At 61.6% G+C, this 16,042-nt stretch carries 15 protein-coding genes; 7 read left to right on the plus strand and 8 right to left on the minus strand.

What is annotated here, in order from left to right:
- Positions 1-7: 7 nt before the first annotated feature.
- From ABLE93_RS19125 to ABLE93_RS19155, 7 genes are all read left to right on the plus strand, one after another.
- Positions 8-871: a universal stress protein gene (locus tag ABLE93_RS19125; protein WP_348841454.1), complete on the plus strand. Its 864-nt coding sequence runs from the start codon at positions 8-10 to the stop codon at positions 869-871.
- Between the two features lie 668 nt (positions 872-1,539).
- On the plus strand, positions 1,540-2,385 hold the full coding sequence (locus tag ABLE93_RS19130; protein WP_348841455.1) for a universal stress protein: 846 nt from the start codon (positions 1,540-1,542) through the stop codon (positions 2,383-2,385).
- A gap of 393 nt (positions 2,386-2,778) precedes the next feature.
- Entirely contained in the window at positions 2,779-3,798 is a 1,020-nt protein-coding gene (locus ABLE93_RS19135) for a TerC family protein (RefSeq protein ID WP_348841456.1), read from the plus strand.
- A 28-nt stretch (positions 3,799-3,826) separates the two neighbouring features.
- A complete protein-coding gene (locus ABLE93_RS19140) occupies positions 3,827-4,174 on the plus strand; it encodes a DUF1476 domain-containing protein (protein WP_348841457.1) in 348 nt (115 codons plus the stop codon).
- Positions 4,175-4,577: 403 nt separating this feature from the next.
- Complete coding sequence (gene ftsH, locus ABLE93_RS19145) at positions 4,578-6,398, plus strand: ATP-dependent zinc metalloprotease FtsH (RefSeq protein WP_348841458.1); 1,821 nt, start codon at positions 4,578-4,580, stop codon at positions 6,396-6,398.
- A 68-nt stretch (positions 6,399-6,466) separates the two neighbouring features.
- Positions 6,467-7,549: a S1C family serine protease gene (locus ABLE93_RS19150; protein ID WP_510183056.1), complete on the plus strand. Its 1,083-nt coding sequence runs from the start codon at positions 6,467-6,469 to the stop codon at positions 7,547-7,549.
- Between the two features lie 525 nt (positions 7,550-8,074).
- Complete coding sequence (locus ABLE93_RS19155) at positions 8,075-9,049, plus strand: LysR family transcriptional regulator (protein ID WP_348841460.1); 975 nt, start codon at positions 8,075-8,077, stop codon at positions 9,047-9,049.
- 170 nt (positions 9,050-9,219) lie between these two features.
- Here ABLE93_RS19155 and ABLE93_RS19160 read toward each other — a convergent pair whose 3' ends face one another.
- The 8 genes from ABLE93_RS19160 to ABLE93_RS19195 form a co-directional block, all read right to left on the minus strand.
- Entirely contained in the window at positions 9,220-9,444 is a 225-nt protein-coding gene (locus tag ABLE93_RS19160; protein ID WP_348841461.1) for a DUF2274 domain-containing protein, read from the minus strand.
- Positions 9,441-10,646 carry a TraB/TrbI/VirB10 family type IV secretion system protein gene (locus ABLE93_RS19165; RefSeq protein WP_348841462.1) on the minus strand — a complete coding sequence of 402 codons (1,206 nt, stop codon included), beginning with the start codon at positions 10,644-10,646 and terminating at the stop codon, positions 9,441-9,443. The genes ABLE93_RS19160 and ABLE93_RS19165 overlap by 4 nt, the downstream gene beginning before the upstream one ends.
- Positions 10,646-11,623, minus strand: coding sequence for a P-type conjugative transfer protein TrbG (trbG, locus tag ABLE93_RS19170; protein WP_348841463.1), 978 nt, complete (start codon positions 11,621-11,623; stop codon positions 10,646-10,648). Before trbG ends, ABLE93_RS19165 begins: the two co-directional genes overlap by 1 nt.
- A complete protein-coding gene (trbF, locus tag ABLE93_RS19175; protein WP_348841464.1) occupies positions 11,624-12,304 on the minus strand; it encodes a conjugal transfer protein TrbF in 681 nt (226 codons plus the stop codon).
- Entirely contained in the window at positions 12,304-13,656 is a 1,353-nt protein-coding gene (gene trbL / locus ABLE93_RS19180) for a P-type conjugative transfer protein TrbL (protein WP_348841465.1), read from the minus strand. Before trbL ends, trbF begins: the two co-directional genes overlap by 1 nt.
- A gap of 4 nt (positions 13,657-13,660) precedes the next feature.
- Positions 13,661-13,999 carry a putative entry exclusion protein TrbK-alt gene (trbK-alt, locus tag ABLE93_RS19185; RefSeq protein ID WP_348841466.1) on the minus strand — a complete coding sequence of 113 codons (339 nt, stop codon included), beginning with the start codon at positions 13,997-13,999 and terminating at the stop codon, positions 13,661-13,663.
- Between the two features lie 10 nt (positions 14,000-14,009).
- The gene (gene trbJ / locus ABLE93_RS19190; RefSeq protein ID WP_348841467.1) at positions 14,010-14,774 is read right to left on the minus strand and encodes a P-type conjugative transfer protein TrbJ; all 765 of its coding nucleotides are present in this window, start codon (positions 14,772-14,774) and stop codon (positions 14,010-14,012) included.
- On the minus strand, positions 14,771-16,042 hold a 1,272-nt coding region (locus ABLE93_RS19195; protein WP_510183057.1), incomplete at its 5' end, for a TraG/VirB4 family ATPase. The genes ABLE93_RS19195 and trbJ, both read right to left, overlap by 4 nt.

Below are 16,042 nucleotides of genomic sequence, written 5' to 3' on the forward strand. Positions count from 1 at the left end.
GAATCAGGTGAAGATTGAAAACGAAATGCCGTACAAGGATCTGTTGCTGCAACTTGGGACCTACCGCGACGTAACAAGCGCGATAGGAGTCGACAAGGCGCTCGGAGTGGCGAGCTGCCTCGGTGGACGACTTACTGCATTAACCCTCGACGTCGACATTGCCGTCCCGGCCAATCCTCTCGCATTGCCAATTCTCGACGTCCAAGGCATGGCAACCGCTGAGCATGAAAGATGCGTTCAAGCCACCAATGACCTTCTGAGCGTTCTCAACGCTTCAGCAGCGAGGGCTGGTGTCCAAGTCAAACATTATACAGAGCGAACGTCACTTGCCTATGTGCCGGACGTCGTTATCGAATACGCACGCCTGAAAGACCTGACGATGATCCCGATTGGGGACGGCACCCTGCAGCCCTACATAGCCGAACGCGTCATCTTCGGGGCGGGAAGGCCGGTGCTTCTCCTCCCAGACCGGAAGGACACCTCTCGCGATATCGTCCTCGATACGATTGCTGTCGCGTGGGATTTCAGCCGTCCCGCCGCCCGCGCTCTGGGCGACGCATTGCCTCTGCTGCAGCGAGCGAAAGTTGTCCGCGTCGTGACCGTAGCCAATGAAAAGCGCATCGAGACGACGCAGTCGAATGGGGCACTGGCAACGCATCTAGCGTTTCACGGAGTCGACGCGATCTTTGATGAAGAGGACGCGGCGGGTCGTACCATCGGTCAAGCTCTTGAAGCTTACGCCCGGAGACGAGATTTGGACCTGCTTGTTATGGGCGCCTATGGGCACTCTCGGTTCCGTGACTTCATCCTGGGAGGGGCGACCAAAAGCATTGTCACGAATCCTCCTCTGCCAGTTCTGCTGTCGCACTGAATGACCCCCGTCGCTTCGCGCGCTCGTGTTGCCGGTCGCGGCCCCCGCGCATTGCAGAACTTCTCGCTTGACGCATGTGAACATCCCTCCGGCATCGGGGAAGACAAATGATTGTACGGGAGCAGAATTCACAACGGTTGGTGCTGAAATCGACGAGCCCATTCAGTCCCACCACTTGTATCCTCGATAAGAACACCGGGATGGCACGCGTCATCCGGCAGTTGCTGTTGTTCCTTCCTCGTCGGATTGAATTGCCCCTAAGCAAGATTGCGGATGTCCGCGTGACGGAGACCAGGGGCCGACGAGGCGCACACATGCGCATCCCACTCCTAATTACCAGGTCCGGCCGGGCGATCGCTCTCTCGGGGAGTGACGAACCCGATGCTGTTGAGGTCGCTGCCAAGATTCGCGACTTTCTCGAAATTCGGCCTTGCACAGGGAGGGCGTCGGACCTCACCTCGGGGGCTACAGAAACCGTAAGCTTATAGGCCAAGTCACGTTGCGGCGTGGAGTAAGTTGACGATCTCCACACGCTCGACTCAGGGCGACCGCTGCGGCAGCCGGCGCGCCTTGGTATTGATGAAGCCAATGAGCTCCATTCATCGAGTTTGCTTGCTGCTGTTTTGCGCCAGCCTATGTTGTCCTGGCATCACGAAGGAAACAGGACGATGGCCTACAAGGATTTGTTGGTACAGCTCAGCAGCTATCCGGAAGCGACGTCGCAATCATCTGTCGAACGCGCTGTCGATATTGCTGCCACGTTAGGGGCTCGCATCTCGGCTCTGACTTTCGAGATAGACATTCCCGTCCCCGGAAGCCCGCTCGCACGAGCCATCCTTGACCTTCCTGGCATCGCGGCAGCGGAGCGGGAAAAGAGCATCAATGGCGCGCGAGAGGTCATAAGCACGTTCAATAACGCCGCTCGCCTGCGTGGCGTCTGCGCCAGCCACTCTGTCGAGCGGGGCTTGACTGCTCAAATACCAGATGCGGTCAGCGAGCATGCGCGCCTGCGCGACATGACCATCATCCCCCTTCAAGAGGACAGCTTTCAGCAATACATCGCCGAATGCGTAATATTCGGCTCAGGCCGGCCTGTCCTGGTAATGCCGGACAAACCAACAAATACCGGAGGCATCACGTTCGACAGGATCGGAATAGCGTGGGACTTCAGCCGGCCTGCCGCCCGTGCGCTGGCCGATGCTTTGCCGCTCCTGCAGCGAGCGAAGGTCGTTCGCGCTGTCACGGTGACGCACGAGAAGAACATTGATACGCGGCAGGCCAGAGCCGAACTGGCGAACCATCTGGCGGTTCATGGGATCGACCTCGTGCTTGAAGAGGAGGACGCCGCCGGCCGAACAGTCGGCCGCACACTTGTAGAGTACGCTGAAGCTCGCAAGCTTGACTTGCTTGTCATGGGCGCTTTCGGCCACTCACGCATCCGCGATCTCATCCTCGGAGGAGCGACAAAGAGCATTCTTGAGGCTCCCCCTCTGCCAGTAATGCTGTCGCACTAAGTCGACCAGCGCGGGCGAACAGTCACGGTAGCGCACATTTACGGCACGCGATCCTTAGGGGAGACGCGTTTTCGAGCAAGAGGCGCGGTGCGCATGGACACGCAGGCTGATGCCGACCTGCTCCCACATGCGCGCTTCTCCAGACGCAGGTCGCGCGGGAGCTTGAGTTGTCATGGCTGAGACGTGCTGAATGGCCATCTGCATTGCAGAAACACATTCGCCCGCGCTGCTCATAAAAAACCTCAATGACGCGCATGCCGCTCGGCGAATTGAACCGAGCGCGATCTGCGCGTTAATGATCCAAACTAGGTCCGGGCCCCTCTGGCGAGCGCAGCCGGCGCTTTCGCGATGTCGGACGCGGAGTGAATCACTGCCGGCATTGGGCATGTCATCTTGGACTTTTCATTCCTCCTCACAGAATGGCTCGGCACGCCGTCATGGATGTGGCTCGCCTTCCTCGCAATTGTCGCAGGGTTGCTCGCCTTCGACCTGGGAGTTCTTCACAAGGACCACCGGGAGATCGAGGTGAAAGAGAGTCTCCTTCTTTCGACGGGCTATATTGGTTTGGGGCTTCTCTTCGGGGCCTGGGTCTGGTGGTATCTCGGCGCCGAGTCCGGCATGAACTACTTGACCGGCTTCGCTGTCGAAAAGGCTCTCGCGATGGACAACGTGTTTGTCATTGCGACGATCTTCACCTTCTTCTTGGTGCCTCGCCGTTATCAGCACCGCGTTTTGTTCTGGGGCATCCTGGGCGCCATTGTGCTCCGCGCGATCATGATCTGGCTCGGCGCCACGATCGTCTCCCAGTTCTCGTGGGTGCTCTACCTCTTCGCGGTGTGCTTGATCGCCACCGGCGTCAAGATGATCCTCTTCGCAGACCGCACCTACGACGTCGCTTCAAATCCAGTGCTGCGGTTCATGCGCCGGCGCTTCAACATTACCGATCAGTTGCACGGGCAGCGCTTCTTCGTCCGGCTGCCGCATAGGCAAACCGGCAAGGTGGTCTGGCACATGACGCCCTTGTTCCTGGCGCTCGCGCTGATCGAGGTCGCAGATGTGATCTTCGCCGTCGATTCAATGCCGGCCATCTTCGCCATAACGACGGACCCGTTTATCGTCTACACATCCAACATCTTCGCGATCCTCGGGTTGCGTGCGCTCTACTTCACGCTCGTCGCCATGGTGCACCGCTTCCATTACCTGACATATGCGCTTGCGGCAGTGCTGATCTTCATCGGTTCGAAGATCTTTCTCGCCGATCTCCTGGGCTTGGAGAAAATCTCGCCCGCCATCTCGCTCGCCGTGACGTTCGGGCTCCTCATCGGCGGAGTGGCCTGGAGTCTTATCAAGACCGGGAAGAAGGGGAGCAGGGAGGAAACCCAGAAGCCCGCCCGTGAAGTCCAGAACGTTTGATCCACATTGCTTGAGAATGGAGGGATAGATGACAATGCTGAAAGTAGCGAACGATCTTCAAAGTGCCGACCCGCTCCTCATCGATTACGACACACGCGAAGGTTTGATCGCGCGCCGCAACGTGCTGCTCGGCCTCTGGGCGGCGGGCCGACTCGGCCTGACCGGGACGGATGCTGAAGCGTATGCGTGGAGCGTGCATTTTGCCGACCATGGCCAGCCGGGCCATGACGACATCGTGTCGAAGATTGCGACCGACTTTGCGACCGCGGGAAAGGAGGTTCGCCTGCGTACTATCCTCCGGCATTTGCGAGAGATGGAGTTGCGCGCATTCCTGCAGCTCTCGGTCGAACCGAACTTCGGCTGCGTACCGTCCTGATCACCGACAAGAGGAGACGGAAGTCATCGCCTGGCTTATCACGTTGTTTGTCCTGGAGCCTCTTGAGACGACGCTTGCCGAGAAGCTTCAAGCCGCGCGCGTGCCCGACGCTATCGTTGCGGAGCTGCGAGAGTGCACCAAGACAGCGGGACCGACGCTGGTGGAGCGTATCGGCACTGACCCGCTCTGGGGCGCGCAGACGGCAATGCGCGTATGGCTCGGAACGACGCCTCCCGATCTCGTTCTCGCCGACGCAGTGCCGGCCTGCCGGCCCGTCGTTGAGGCTGCCCAAGCCTTTCTGAGAGGACGAGCAGCTTGACAGCGTGCTATACTGAGAGTGTGCCCCGTCGGGTAGTCATGGTCGGGATGCGTGGCTTATGATCTTGGGAAATGACGCCGCGGCATGAACAAGCAGCAGCAATGGAATATCTGGTACTTCGTCGGGGCATTCATGCTCCTCATGCTCTTTCAAAGCGTATGGAGCACTTGGCGAACCGTGGAGCCAATCCCGTACAGCCAGTTCCTATCGCTGCTCAGCGAAGGCAAAATCGAGGAAGTAACGGTTCATCAAGAGCAAATGAGAGGCCGGTTGAAGGAACCGATCAACGGGCGCCAGTTCTTTGTCACCAACCGTGTCGAGCCAGCTCTTGCAGAGCAAATTACGAAATCAGGCGCGACCGTAACAGGCACCGTTCAGAATACCTTTCTCTCGACCCTTCTGTCGTGGGTGATGCCGGTCCTGATCTTCGTGGGCATCTGGTACTTTGTCTTTCGCCGGATCGCCGAGAAGCAAGGAATCGGAGGCCTCGTTAACGTCGGCAAATCGAAGGCGCGCGTGATGGTCGAGCGCGATACCGGCGTGACCTTCGACGACGTGGCGGGAGTCGATGAGGCCAAGGCGGAGCTTCAGGAGATTGTCTCCTTCCTCACCGACCAGGACAAATACGGACGTCTGGGCGCGCGTATCCCGAAAGGAGTCCTGTTGGTTGGTCCTCCAGGGACTGGCAAGACGCTGATCGCGAAAGCCATTGCCGGGCAAGCCGGTGTCCCTTTCTTCTCGATATCGGGATCTGAGTTTGTCGAGATGTTCGTCGGCGTAGGTGCCGCGCGTGTAAGAGACTTGTTCGAGCAGGCGCGGAAAGCCGCTCCTTGCATCATCTTCGTTGACGAGCTTGATGCCCTAGGCAAGGCGCGAGGGGGCGGGACCTTCGGCGGCCATGACGAGAAGGAACAGACCCTCAATCAGCTGCTGACTGAACTGGACGGGTTCGACCCACGAGAAGGCATTGTGCTGCTCGCGGCGACAAACCGGCCCGAAGTCCTGGACCCAGCCCTGCTGAGAGCGGGTCGCTTCGATCGGCAGGTCGTGCTCGATCGGCCCGACCGCAAAGGGCGCGAGGCGATCCTGGCGGTGCATGTAAAGAGAATCAAGCTCGCCAACGATGTGAGCCTGGACGACATTGCTGGAATCACGCCAGGCTTCAGCGGCGCCGATCTAGCGAACCTTGTTAACGAAGCCGCCATAGTGGCTACTCGGCGAGGAGCTGAAGAGGTAGGCAGCCACGATTTCACGGTTGCGGTCGAACGGATCGTTGCAGGCACGGAGCGTAAGGGCCGGCTGTTGCATCCGCACGAGCGACGGGTTGTCGCGTATCATGAAATGGGACATGCGCTTGCAGCGGCAAGCCTTCCTGACAGTGACCCGGTACACAAAGTGTCGATTATTCCGCGCTCGATCGGAGCCCTCGGATACACGATGCAACGGCCGACGGATGACCGATATCTGATCACCTTGCAGCAATTGAAGAATCGGATGGTGGTCCTGCTTTCGGGCCGAGCCGCGGAGGATGTAATCTTCGGAGAAGTCTCCACCGGCGCTGCAGACGATCTTGCAAAGGTGACTGATATCGCCCGTCAGATTGTAACGCGCTTCGGGATGACGCAGGCGCTCGGGCAAGCGGTCCTTGAGAGGAAGAGTCAGACCTATCTCGGCGGCCAGACAATCGGAATCCGTGAGAAGGACTACTCCGAGGAGACTGCGAGAGAGATCGATCTGGCGGTCAGGAAATTGATTGCGGAGGCTTACGACCAAGCCAAGGCAATTCTGGCGGAACGGCGTTCTGTGCTGGATCGCGGCGCAGCACTCTTGTTGGAGAAGGAAACAATCACTCCGGAAGATTTCCTGGCTCTTGTACCTTCGGGTAGCCAATCTGTAAAACAATGATGGCGGAGCCCGCATAGAAGCGCACTGAAGCGCGACAACGCTTGTCATAGCAGCCGCAGAGATCCACAGTGAAGAGAAGAATCGGATTGGTCATCGTTGTTGCGCTCGCCAGTGTGTTGGTGGGGTGGTCCCTAAGAAGTTCATTCCTAACGTCCACGGTGCCGCGAACCGTAGAGCCGAGGGGTGAACTGTCGGAGGTGGAGCGAAGCACGATCGGAATTTTCGATCGCGCTTCGCCATCCGTTGTTCAAGTCGTGGCGATTCAAGCAGGGGGCGCTCGCTTTGGGCTTTCCGGTGACGAGGATGCGGGTTCAGGAACCGGATTTCTCTGGGACGCAGCGGGTCACATCGTGACAAACGCGCATGTCATCGAAGGCGCTCGTCGTCTGGCAGTTCGGACCTCATCCGGAACACTCATCAACGCGGAGCGGATTGGGACGGCTACGAACTACGATATCGCTGTTGTTCGCGTTCAAAGTATCGGTCCATTGCCTGCTCCTCTTCCGATTGGAAGGTCCGCGGACCTCAAGGTTGGACAAGCAGTATTTGCGATCGGTAATCCATTCGGGTTGGACCAGTCGCTGACCACCGGCGTCATCAGCGCACTGAAACGTCGTCTACCGACAGCGGCAGGCCGGGAAATAGGAGATGTCATTCAAACGGATGCTGCCATCAACCCAGGGAATTCAGGCGGCCCGCTTCTTGATTCGGCGGGGCGTCTGATTGGCGTCAATACGGCCATCATCTCTCCATCAGGCGCCAATGCCGGAATAGGATTTGCTATCCCCGTTGATACGGTAAATCGAGTGGTGCCGGCGCTCATCCGCGCAGGCCGGGTGCCAACACCCGGCATCGGGATAATAGCCGGCAACGAAACGACCTCAGCACGATTAGGCGTACAGGGCGTCATCATCATTAGCACTGTGCCGAACTCCCCAGCAGAGCGAGCCGGACTCAAAGGAGTGGAGGAGTCGGCTGGGACGCTTGGTGATCTCATTGTCGCCGCGGATGGTGTGAAGGTTCGGAGGCTTTCGGATCTCACAGAGGTTCTCGAACGCGTGCAAAGTTCAGGGAAGATAACGTTAACGGTGGAACGTGAGGGCGTCCTCCGGACCCTCAGTGTTGACGTCGTAGACCTCGAAGCGGAGTGAAATAACACTTGCATGTCCGCGGGGGGGGGGGGGGGCTCGTTGGCGTCGAGATAAATTTTCAGAGCTTTTCTTGATGGTGATGGGTTTATTGGTGCGACCGTCGTCATTGCGTCATGCTGGACATGCTTCTGAAATCTAAACCCGCATGCCACATTGTGGCTTGCACCGCGAGAGCGGATCGTGCGATCACGGCCGCGACTACGTCGAAGGGTCTTGTGGCGTGCGTGCAGGCACCAACCTTGCCGAATGCCACGATACGACAGCCAGCACGACGTGCGCGACGGAGTTTGTCTGCCGCAGTCACCTGCTCAATTGGTCAATGGCAATTCTTTGAAAATTTGCGCCATCTCGTCAAGGGTTGGCTCCAACCGATTTAATCTCTGAAAGACGCTCGTAGCCGCGGACTATGCGACCCAAGCCCGTTCTCAAATTGCAGGAAGCGGCTGTCATTGATCTGTAACACCCGCGTGACAGATTGGAGTTTTCCAGCTCCATCTTCGAGGACAAGGCGCACGGAGTGTTCAAGTGACCGACAAGTCGCGAGCGCGGTTGGACGAGGCTATTTCCGTACTAGGAAATGGCTTTTTTGCTGCCGCAGGATCGAAGATCAACCTGCACGCGGTCCTACATGCGATAGTTGCTTTGGAACAGCGAAGTTTCCACCGCGCGGCTGACGTGATCGGAATCGATCAGTCCGTAGTAAGCCGCAGAATTCGAGCTCTAGAGGACGAGTTGGGTGTTTCTCTATTCGAGAGGGGCCGCGCCGGCGTTCGCCCTACGAGGGCCGGAAAGGAGTTCATAGATCAGGCAAAATCTGTCTTGAGTGACCTTGACTATGCAGTAAAGTCGGCCCGGAGCGCTGGAACTGGAGCAAAGGGGCAACTGCGTATTGGTTTTCTCTGCTCCCTCGGTTCCGGCTTTCTTAGGGACTTAGTGGTAGAGTTTGCCCGAAGCCATAGCAGCGTCAACATCGAAATGGCGTACGGGGGGCCGAGGGATCACATTCCGCGGGTACGTGATGGCAGCATGGATATAGCCTTTTTTACTGGCTTTCCTACGTTGCCCGATTGTGATGTCGAATTGCTCTGGTATGAACGCGTCTACTGCGTCTTACCAGAAGATCATCAGCTTGCTTCAGTGGAGGCCCTTTCCTGGCCGGGTCTTGAGAATGAGAAGTTTATCGTCAGCAGCGAGGAGCCTGGCCCGGAAATTCATGAGTATTTGATTCGGCGATTGGCAGCAGTGGGCTTTCGGCCTCAGGTGAAACGGGTGGCTGTATGTCGAGAAAGTCTTTTTCACCTGGTAGCCATGGGCTTCGGCGTCACACTGACGAGTGATTCGGCTATCGCTACCCCGTTTCGCGGAGTACAGTTCAAACTGATTGCGGATGATAGGGATACTTTACCGACGGTGGGAGTTTGGCTTTCGAGCAATGATAATCCTGCGCTTCGTCGCTTCATAAGCCTTGCTCGTGCCAAGAAGAGTCGCGCGCTGTCGTGACGAATGGGTAGTGTGGGCACCACGGCTTTAATGCGTGCGTCAGATAGGTCCTGAGTATTTGCTTGCAGGATTATGTCTTTCAACACTTCCGCAAATCCGGTGCTGCTAGCGCCCGCTAAAGGAAGCAGTTTTTTTCTAACAATGCGCAAACTGCAATAGACGCCGAAATATCAGGCGTGGTGCTGGCGTCGTGCCTTGGCAAAGCCCCGATCTGTCGCAATGAAACGCCGAATCATGTGAGGAAGAAGTTTTACGGGATCGGAAACAGGCTTGCCGGTCTCTCGTCCCAGGACTTCGGCGTAAGCGATTAGCTCGCGGTGCACGTCTGCCGGAAGATCGAAGGACACCCTGACAGGCTTGTCATCTTCGAGAGCGGCGAGCCTAAGCTTTGTCATTGCTGGCCTCGATACGGTTCGAGCACGAGGTCGCGGGTAACGATCACGCGGACCGGAAAGCCAGGACGGATAGTCAGGGTCGGCGCCACATTCAACTGCCGACGGATGATTTCCTGACCCGCGTCGTTGATCGTGTCCTGGCCGCCGTTGCGGATCGCGCGCAACAAACGATTGTCGTCGTCGATCGCGAGTTCGGCGCCGACGCTGAGGAGCGTGGAAAGGCCTGCAGCCTTGGCGAGGTCCCACCAGTGATAGTCGACGCCATCCTCGAGGCCCGCATATCCTGCCGCGTCCGCCCCGGGCTGGCGCTCCATGACAATCGAGCGGCCGTTGGGCATGATCAGGCGATTCCACACGAGCAGCACCCTGCGTTGGCCGAACTGCACGGCGTTGTCGTACTGGCCGATGATCCGCGTGCCCTGCGGAACGAGCAGCAATCGGCCGGTCGGGCTGTCGTAAATGTTCTCGGTCACCTGGGCCGTGATCTGTCCAGGAAGATCGGAGCGAATGCCGGTAATCAAGGCGGCCGGGATCACCGCTCCGGCTTGCAGCACGTAGGGCGAGGCCGGCGGCACCACGCGATCTGGGGCAACGGTGCGGCGATCGGCAGCGGCATTGAGGAAGGCGAGCTGCCGGTCCTGCGCGCGCTCTTGCGCCGTCGGCACGTTGAACGGGCCGGGAAGCCCAAGGCCGGTCAAGTTCGCGTTGGTAGCGACGCCGCCAGGTACAGGCGACGTGGCGAGCGATCGCGCTTCGGTCTGGAAGAAGACGCGGCTCGTGCGCGCGGCTTCCTGCTCGGAGAGGCGACGCTGCTCGGCAGCATCCACGGTCGGCTGGATCGTTGGGGGAATGACCGGCTGCCCCCGATCTTGCGCGGCCACGATGGGGCGGCCCAGGTCGCCCGGCAGCGGCGGTCCAAGCCGCGGGCCGGTGTAATCGCGCGGAAGGCCGGCGAGGCCATCGGCCGTGGGCCGATTGGTTGTGGAATAGAGCTCCTCATTCCGAGGGCCGGCGTCGCGTGTCTGAAGCGCGTAGATGAGCGCGCCGCCGAGGCCGATCGATGCGACTAAGCCGATCCCCGCAAGGGCTTTGCGGGACAGCCGGGTAACGCGAGGCGGATCGCCGCGCAACCGCATAGGAGCCGTGGAGTCGCGCGGATCTTGCTCGGTCTCGAGGCGGCCAGGATTGTTCGAGTCGGTCATTATGATGGCCTCCCGTCGCTGCGCGAGATCCTGACTTTTTGCTGGCGTTCACCGCTGCCGAAGCGAAGCTCGGCGGCGCCGAAGAGGCGATCGACGATCAGGATGTTTTGGTAGATCCGGCTGTTGGCGATCTGGAGTTCGCCTTCCGAGCCGATGACGAAAAGCGGCGGCATCTCGCCCTGCACGATGCCGCGTGGGAATTCGACATAGACCCGCCGACCGTCGTCATAGACGGCGATCGGCCGCCATGGCGGATTGTCGCCGCTCAAGGCGTAGCGATAGTTGCGCGCGGCGGCTGCGGGGATGACCGGCGTCGCCGGCACACCCTGGCGCTGCGAAGCGGGAAGTTGCGGATAGGCCCACGCGACGGCTGGCATGTATGGGTTGGCGCCGGCGCGCAGCTCCAGCATGTAGATGCGGCGGTCGGTGGTGATGACGAGGTTGGTCGTGATGTCGGCCCGTGTCGGCTTGACCAGCACATGGACGCGGCGCGTAATTCCCGACCCGCTCTCGGTGTCGCCGATGATCCACCGCGCGGTGTCGCCCGCCGCAATCGGGCCGGCGCCAGTCAGGCTCTCGCCAGGCTCAAGCGCGATATCCGTGATCTGGCCCGGCGAGGTGTAGACCTGATAGAGCGCGCCTTCCGACCAGGGATAAATCTGGATGGCATTGTAATAGCCCTCGCGGCGCGGCTCGACCCGTGCGGCGGCGTTGGCATTCGTCACGCGAGCTGCCGGAGAATTGGCGGCCGTGCCGCCGTGACTGGGCGACCAGGCCGGCGGGATGTGCAGCGGCCGTGGGCGCTCGTCCACGACTGCCGCTGGAACGGCCGGCAATGGCGGGACGTCGGAATCGTAGCTGATCTGCGGAGGCCTTTGCGTGGCGCATGCGCTCAGTAGCGTGGCCGACAGGAGCGCGGCAGAGATTGCGGATTTACGGAAAGGCGGCTTTGCGGCGCGGACGTTCTCTCGATTCATTTACCCAAGCTCCCGCGACCAGTTGATCGCATTGACGTAGATGCCCAGTGGATTGGCGCGCAGCCGCTCCGCGTCACGCGGCGGTTGCACAACGATGGTGAGGATGGCGGTCCAGCGTTCGGTCGATGCGAGCTGGCCGTTATCGTAGCGCCGCTCGGTCCAGGCCACGCGGAAGCTGTCGGGCGACGCTCGAATGACGCTCGACACGTCCACCGCGACCTGTTGCTTGCCGACCTTGGTGAAGGGGTCGTTAGCGCGCGCGTAGTCGTTCAGAGCCGCAGCGCCGCGGTCGGTCGTGAAGTCGTAGGCGCGAAGCCAGTTCTGCCGGACCACGATCGGATCGGCTGGGATCGAGCGGACCTGCTCGATGAAGCGGGCGAGATGGAATGCGATCTGCGGATCGGTAGGCCGATAGTCGGCAGCAGCGGGAGCGACCGCCTGGGCCTGGCCGAGATTATCAACCTGTACGACCCACGGTACGACGGTGCCCCGCGCCGATTGCCACACAAGGGCGCTGGCGAAGGCGGCTGACAAGGCCAGCGAGCCGAACGCCATCAGCCGCCAGTTCTTCGCCTGTACCCGGGCCGAGCCAATGCGCTCGTCCCAGATCTGTGCGGCGCGCTGATAGGGCGTCTCGGGCTCGGGTGTCTTGCCGTAATGCGTAGTCGGTCGCTTGAACATCATTGGTCTCGCTGGGAAAGGTTGACGGAGCTGCCGCCGCCGTGGCTGTCGCCGGCGCGGATCGCGTGCGCGGTGGCCATGACGCCGTGATTGAGTTGCTGCGAGCGATTCATGCGGCGGGCCCAAGCGGGCGGTTCTTGTGTCCCGGCGCTGGCGGACCCGGCGGAATCACCGCCGCCGATCGTGCCCATCGTCCAGGAGCCCCCGGTCGCCTCGAACGCGGCGCGACCACCCGCGGAGAAGCTGTCTTTCATGCTGTCCGCCGCTCGGGAGGCGGCACGGCGAAGTGGAGAAGCGACCGCGCTCCCGGCGGCGCGCGCGACGCCGCCCAGGCCGGAGGCGACGCCGGCTGCGCCGGACTGCCCTGCGGCGCCAAGGCTGTAGGCAGTTGCCGCGCCTCCTGCGGCGGCCGCTCCTCCCCGCGCAGCGGCCGCCGTCCCCGATATGGCGGCCGCTCCCCCGCGCAGTGCAAGTCCTCCGGCCGCGCCGGCTGCGACCATCGCGCCGCCCGCAGCGAGGCCGGTGCCGACCGCCGCGCCGGCACTGAGTTGCGGTCCGCCGCTGACCAGGCCATTGGCGATTCCGGGCCCGAAGATCCCGAGGCCGAGCAGCGAGAGCGCGGCCAGGACGATCGCCATTGCATCGTCGATTGTCGGGCTGGCGCCGCCGAAGCCGCTGGTGAACTCGGAGAACAGCGTCGAGCCGATGCCGATGATGACGGCGAGCACCAACACCTTGATGCCAGAGCTGATCACATTGCCGAGCACGCGCTCGGCCATGAACGCGCTCTGCCCAAACAGCCCGAACGGGATGAGGACGAAGCCCGCCAGCGTCGATAATTTGAATTCGATCAGCGTGACGAAGAGCTGGACGGCGAGGATGAAGAAAGCGAGCAGGACGAGCGCCCAGGCCAGGAAAAGGCACGCGATCTGGATGAAGTTCTCGAAGAACGACCAGTAGCCCATGAGGCCGCTGATCGAATCGAGAAGCGGGCGCCCGGCATCGAGGCCGGTCTGCGCAACCTTGCCCGGGCGCAAAAGATCGGCGGTCGTGAAGCCTGTCCCGCTCGCCTTCAGGCCGAGGCCGGCGAAGGATTCGAAGACGATCCGCGCGAGGTTGTTCCAGTTGCCGATGAGGTAGGCGAACACGCCGACGAACAGGGTCTTCTTGACCAGGCGGGCGAGGATGTCGTCGTCGGCGCCCCAACTCCAGAACAGCGCGGCAAGCGTCACGTCGATCACGATCAGCGTGGTCGCAACGAACGCGACTTCCCCGCCGAGCAATCCGAAGCCACTGTCGATGTAGCGGGTGAAGACTTCGAGGAAATGGTCGATGACGCCTGTGCCGCCCATGATGCTACTCGTCGTCGCTCAGCACGGCGCCTTCGCCGCGGGTCTCGCTGGGGGGCCGGCTCGCACGCGACGGGCTCGTCGAAGGTGTGGTGCGCGGCATCAGGAATCGCCGGCGGCTCTCCGCCCAGGCGCGCAGACATGCCGGATCGCGGGGCCCGGCCTCGCCGAGTTCCTGGCATCGCAATAGCTCGGCTCGCAGCGGGTCCGCAGCACCCGCCTGCGCCGGCCGCGCCGGCGTGATCTCGGGCCGCTCCTCCTTCCGGGTCAGCTCAAGGACCGTCGCAGTGATCGCAACGGCGACGAACGCGACTGCGCCGATCCGGGCGAGGAGCTTGGCGTCCACCGCAGCGCCCTCAGTTGCCGCTGCTCGGGAACATGCGCGCGTTGCCGGGCTGATAGCCGGAGCCGGGCGTCAGGAAACGCCGGCGCTGTTCGCGCCCTTGCTCGGCGGCGGCTGCGCGCTCGGCATCGGCAAGCGCGCGTGCGCGTCCGTCGGCCGCCACGACGGCCGTGAGGTCCGCGAGCTGCTGCGCCTGCAGCGCGAGAATCTGGTTGCCGGCCTGGGTCGCCTGCAGCGCGCCGGTAGCGCCCTGGCTCTGGCCAACCAGCGCCGACATCTCCATCCGGTTTGCGTCGATGTTGCCGACCACGCCGGCCTGGACACGCATCGCGTCCTGAAGTCCGCCGACGGTGTTCTGCCAGCGCGTGCGTGCATCTGCGATGAGCTGCTGATCCGATGCCGAGAGCGAGGCGTTGCCGTAGGTGGTCTGGAAAGCGCGGTCGACCTGCTGGACGTCGAAGGCGATGTTTTGTGCCTGTCCGAGGAGCTGCTGCGTGCGCTGGATGGACTGCTGAAGGCGCTGCAACGAGGAATACGGCAGGCTCGCGAGATTGCGGGCCTGGTTGATCAGCATCTGCGCTTCGTTCTGAAGCGAGGTGATCTGGTTGTTGATCTGCTCCAGAGCTCGTGCGGCCTGCAGCACGTTCTGCGCGTAGTTGGTCGGGTCGTAGACGATCCACTGCGCCGAAGCGGGCGCGACCCAGAGGGGCGAAAACGAAAGCGGAAGCGAAAGAGCCGTGGCGGCAAGAAGCGCCGCGCGGGTGCCTCGGACAATCATGATGGTGTCTCCAGGTTGGTGAGGCTCGGGATGAGGTCGGAGGCCCAATCGACGCCGCGGTGGCGCAGCCACGCAGGCAGGAAGCCGTCGTGGCCGTGCTCAGCAGCGATGCGGGTGATAGCGGCCTGATCGGTCTTGGAGGACGCGGCGCACAGCGCGAGGGCAACGTCTGAGAGGCCGAGTTCGAAGAGCCGATTGCCGCGCCGCGATTGGCAGTAATAGTCGCGCTTCGGCATCGCGCGCGCGAGAATCTCGATCTGACGGACGTTCAATCCGAACCTGCCGTAGATCGCGGTGATCTGCGGCTCGATCGCGCGCTCGTTCGGGAGCAGCAATCGGGTCGGGCAGCTTTCGATGATGGCTGGGGCGATGGGCGAATTATCGATGTCTGACAGCGACTGCGTGGCGAAGACGACGCTGGCGTTCTTTTTCCGGAGCGTCTTCAGCCATTCTCTGAGCTGACCGGCGAAGCCTTCGTCGTCGAGCGCCAGCCAGCCTTCGTCGACGATCAGCAATGTGGGCCGCCCGTCGAGGCGATCCTCGATGCGGTGGAACAGATAGGCGAGCACAGCCGGCGCCGCGCCGGTCCCAATGAGGCCTTCGGTCTCAAACGCCTGGACCGATGCTTCGCCGAGATGCTCGTGCTCGGCGTCGAGCAGCCGGCCATACGCTCCGCCGACACAGAATGGCCGCAGCGCCTGCTTGAGATCGTTGGATTGCAGGAGGACCGCGAGACCGGTGATCGTGCGCTCGACCACGGGCGCGCTCGCAAGCGAGGTCAGCGCGGTCCAGAGATGCTCCTTGACCTCGGGCGTGATCGGTACGCCCTCGCGCATCAGGATCGCGACGATCCAGTCGGCGGCCCAGGCCCGTTCGGGCACATGATGGATGCCGGCGAGCGGCTGCAGCGAAACGCTCTCCGCAGATCCTTCCGTCAGGCCGCCGCCGAGATCGTGCCAGTCGCCGCCCATCGCGAGCGCCGCGGCGTGGATCGAACCTCCGAAGTCGAAGGCGAAGACCTGCGAGTTGGAATAGCGCCGGAACTGGAGGGCCATCAGCGCGAGTAGCACCGACTTGCCGGCGCCTGTCGGACCGACCACGAGCGTGTGACCGACGTCGCCAACGTGCAAAGAGAACCGGAATGTGTTTCGGCATGGAAGATTGACCCCGTTGTGAGGGGGATCGGCGTGTAATTTTGACCCCCCTCTTGGCTCATGGTCCGTCGTTTTGTTGCGACGGGCGGGCTGGGGATGAAGGGCGTGGATACG

Source organism: Xanthobacter pollutisoli (genome assembly GCF_040044995.1).
Classification (GTDB): domain Bacteria; phylum Pseudomonadota; class Alphaproteobacteria; order Rhizobiales; family Xanthobacteraceae; genus Xanthobacter.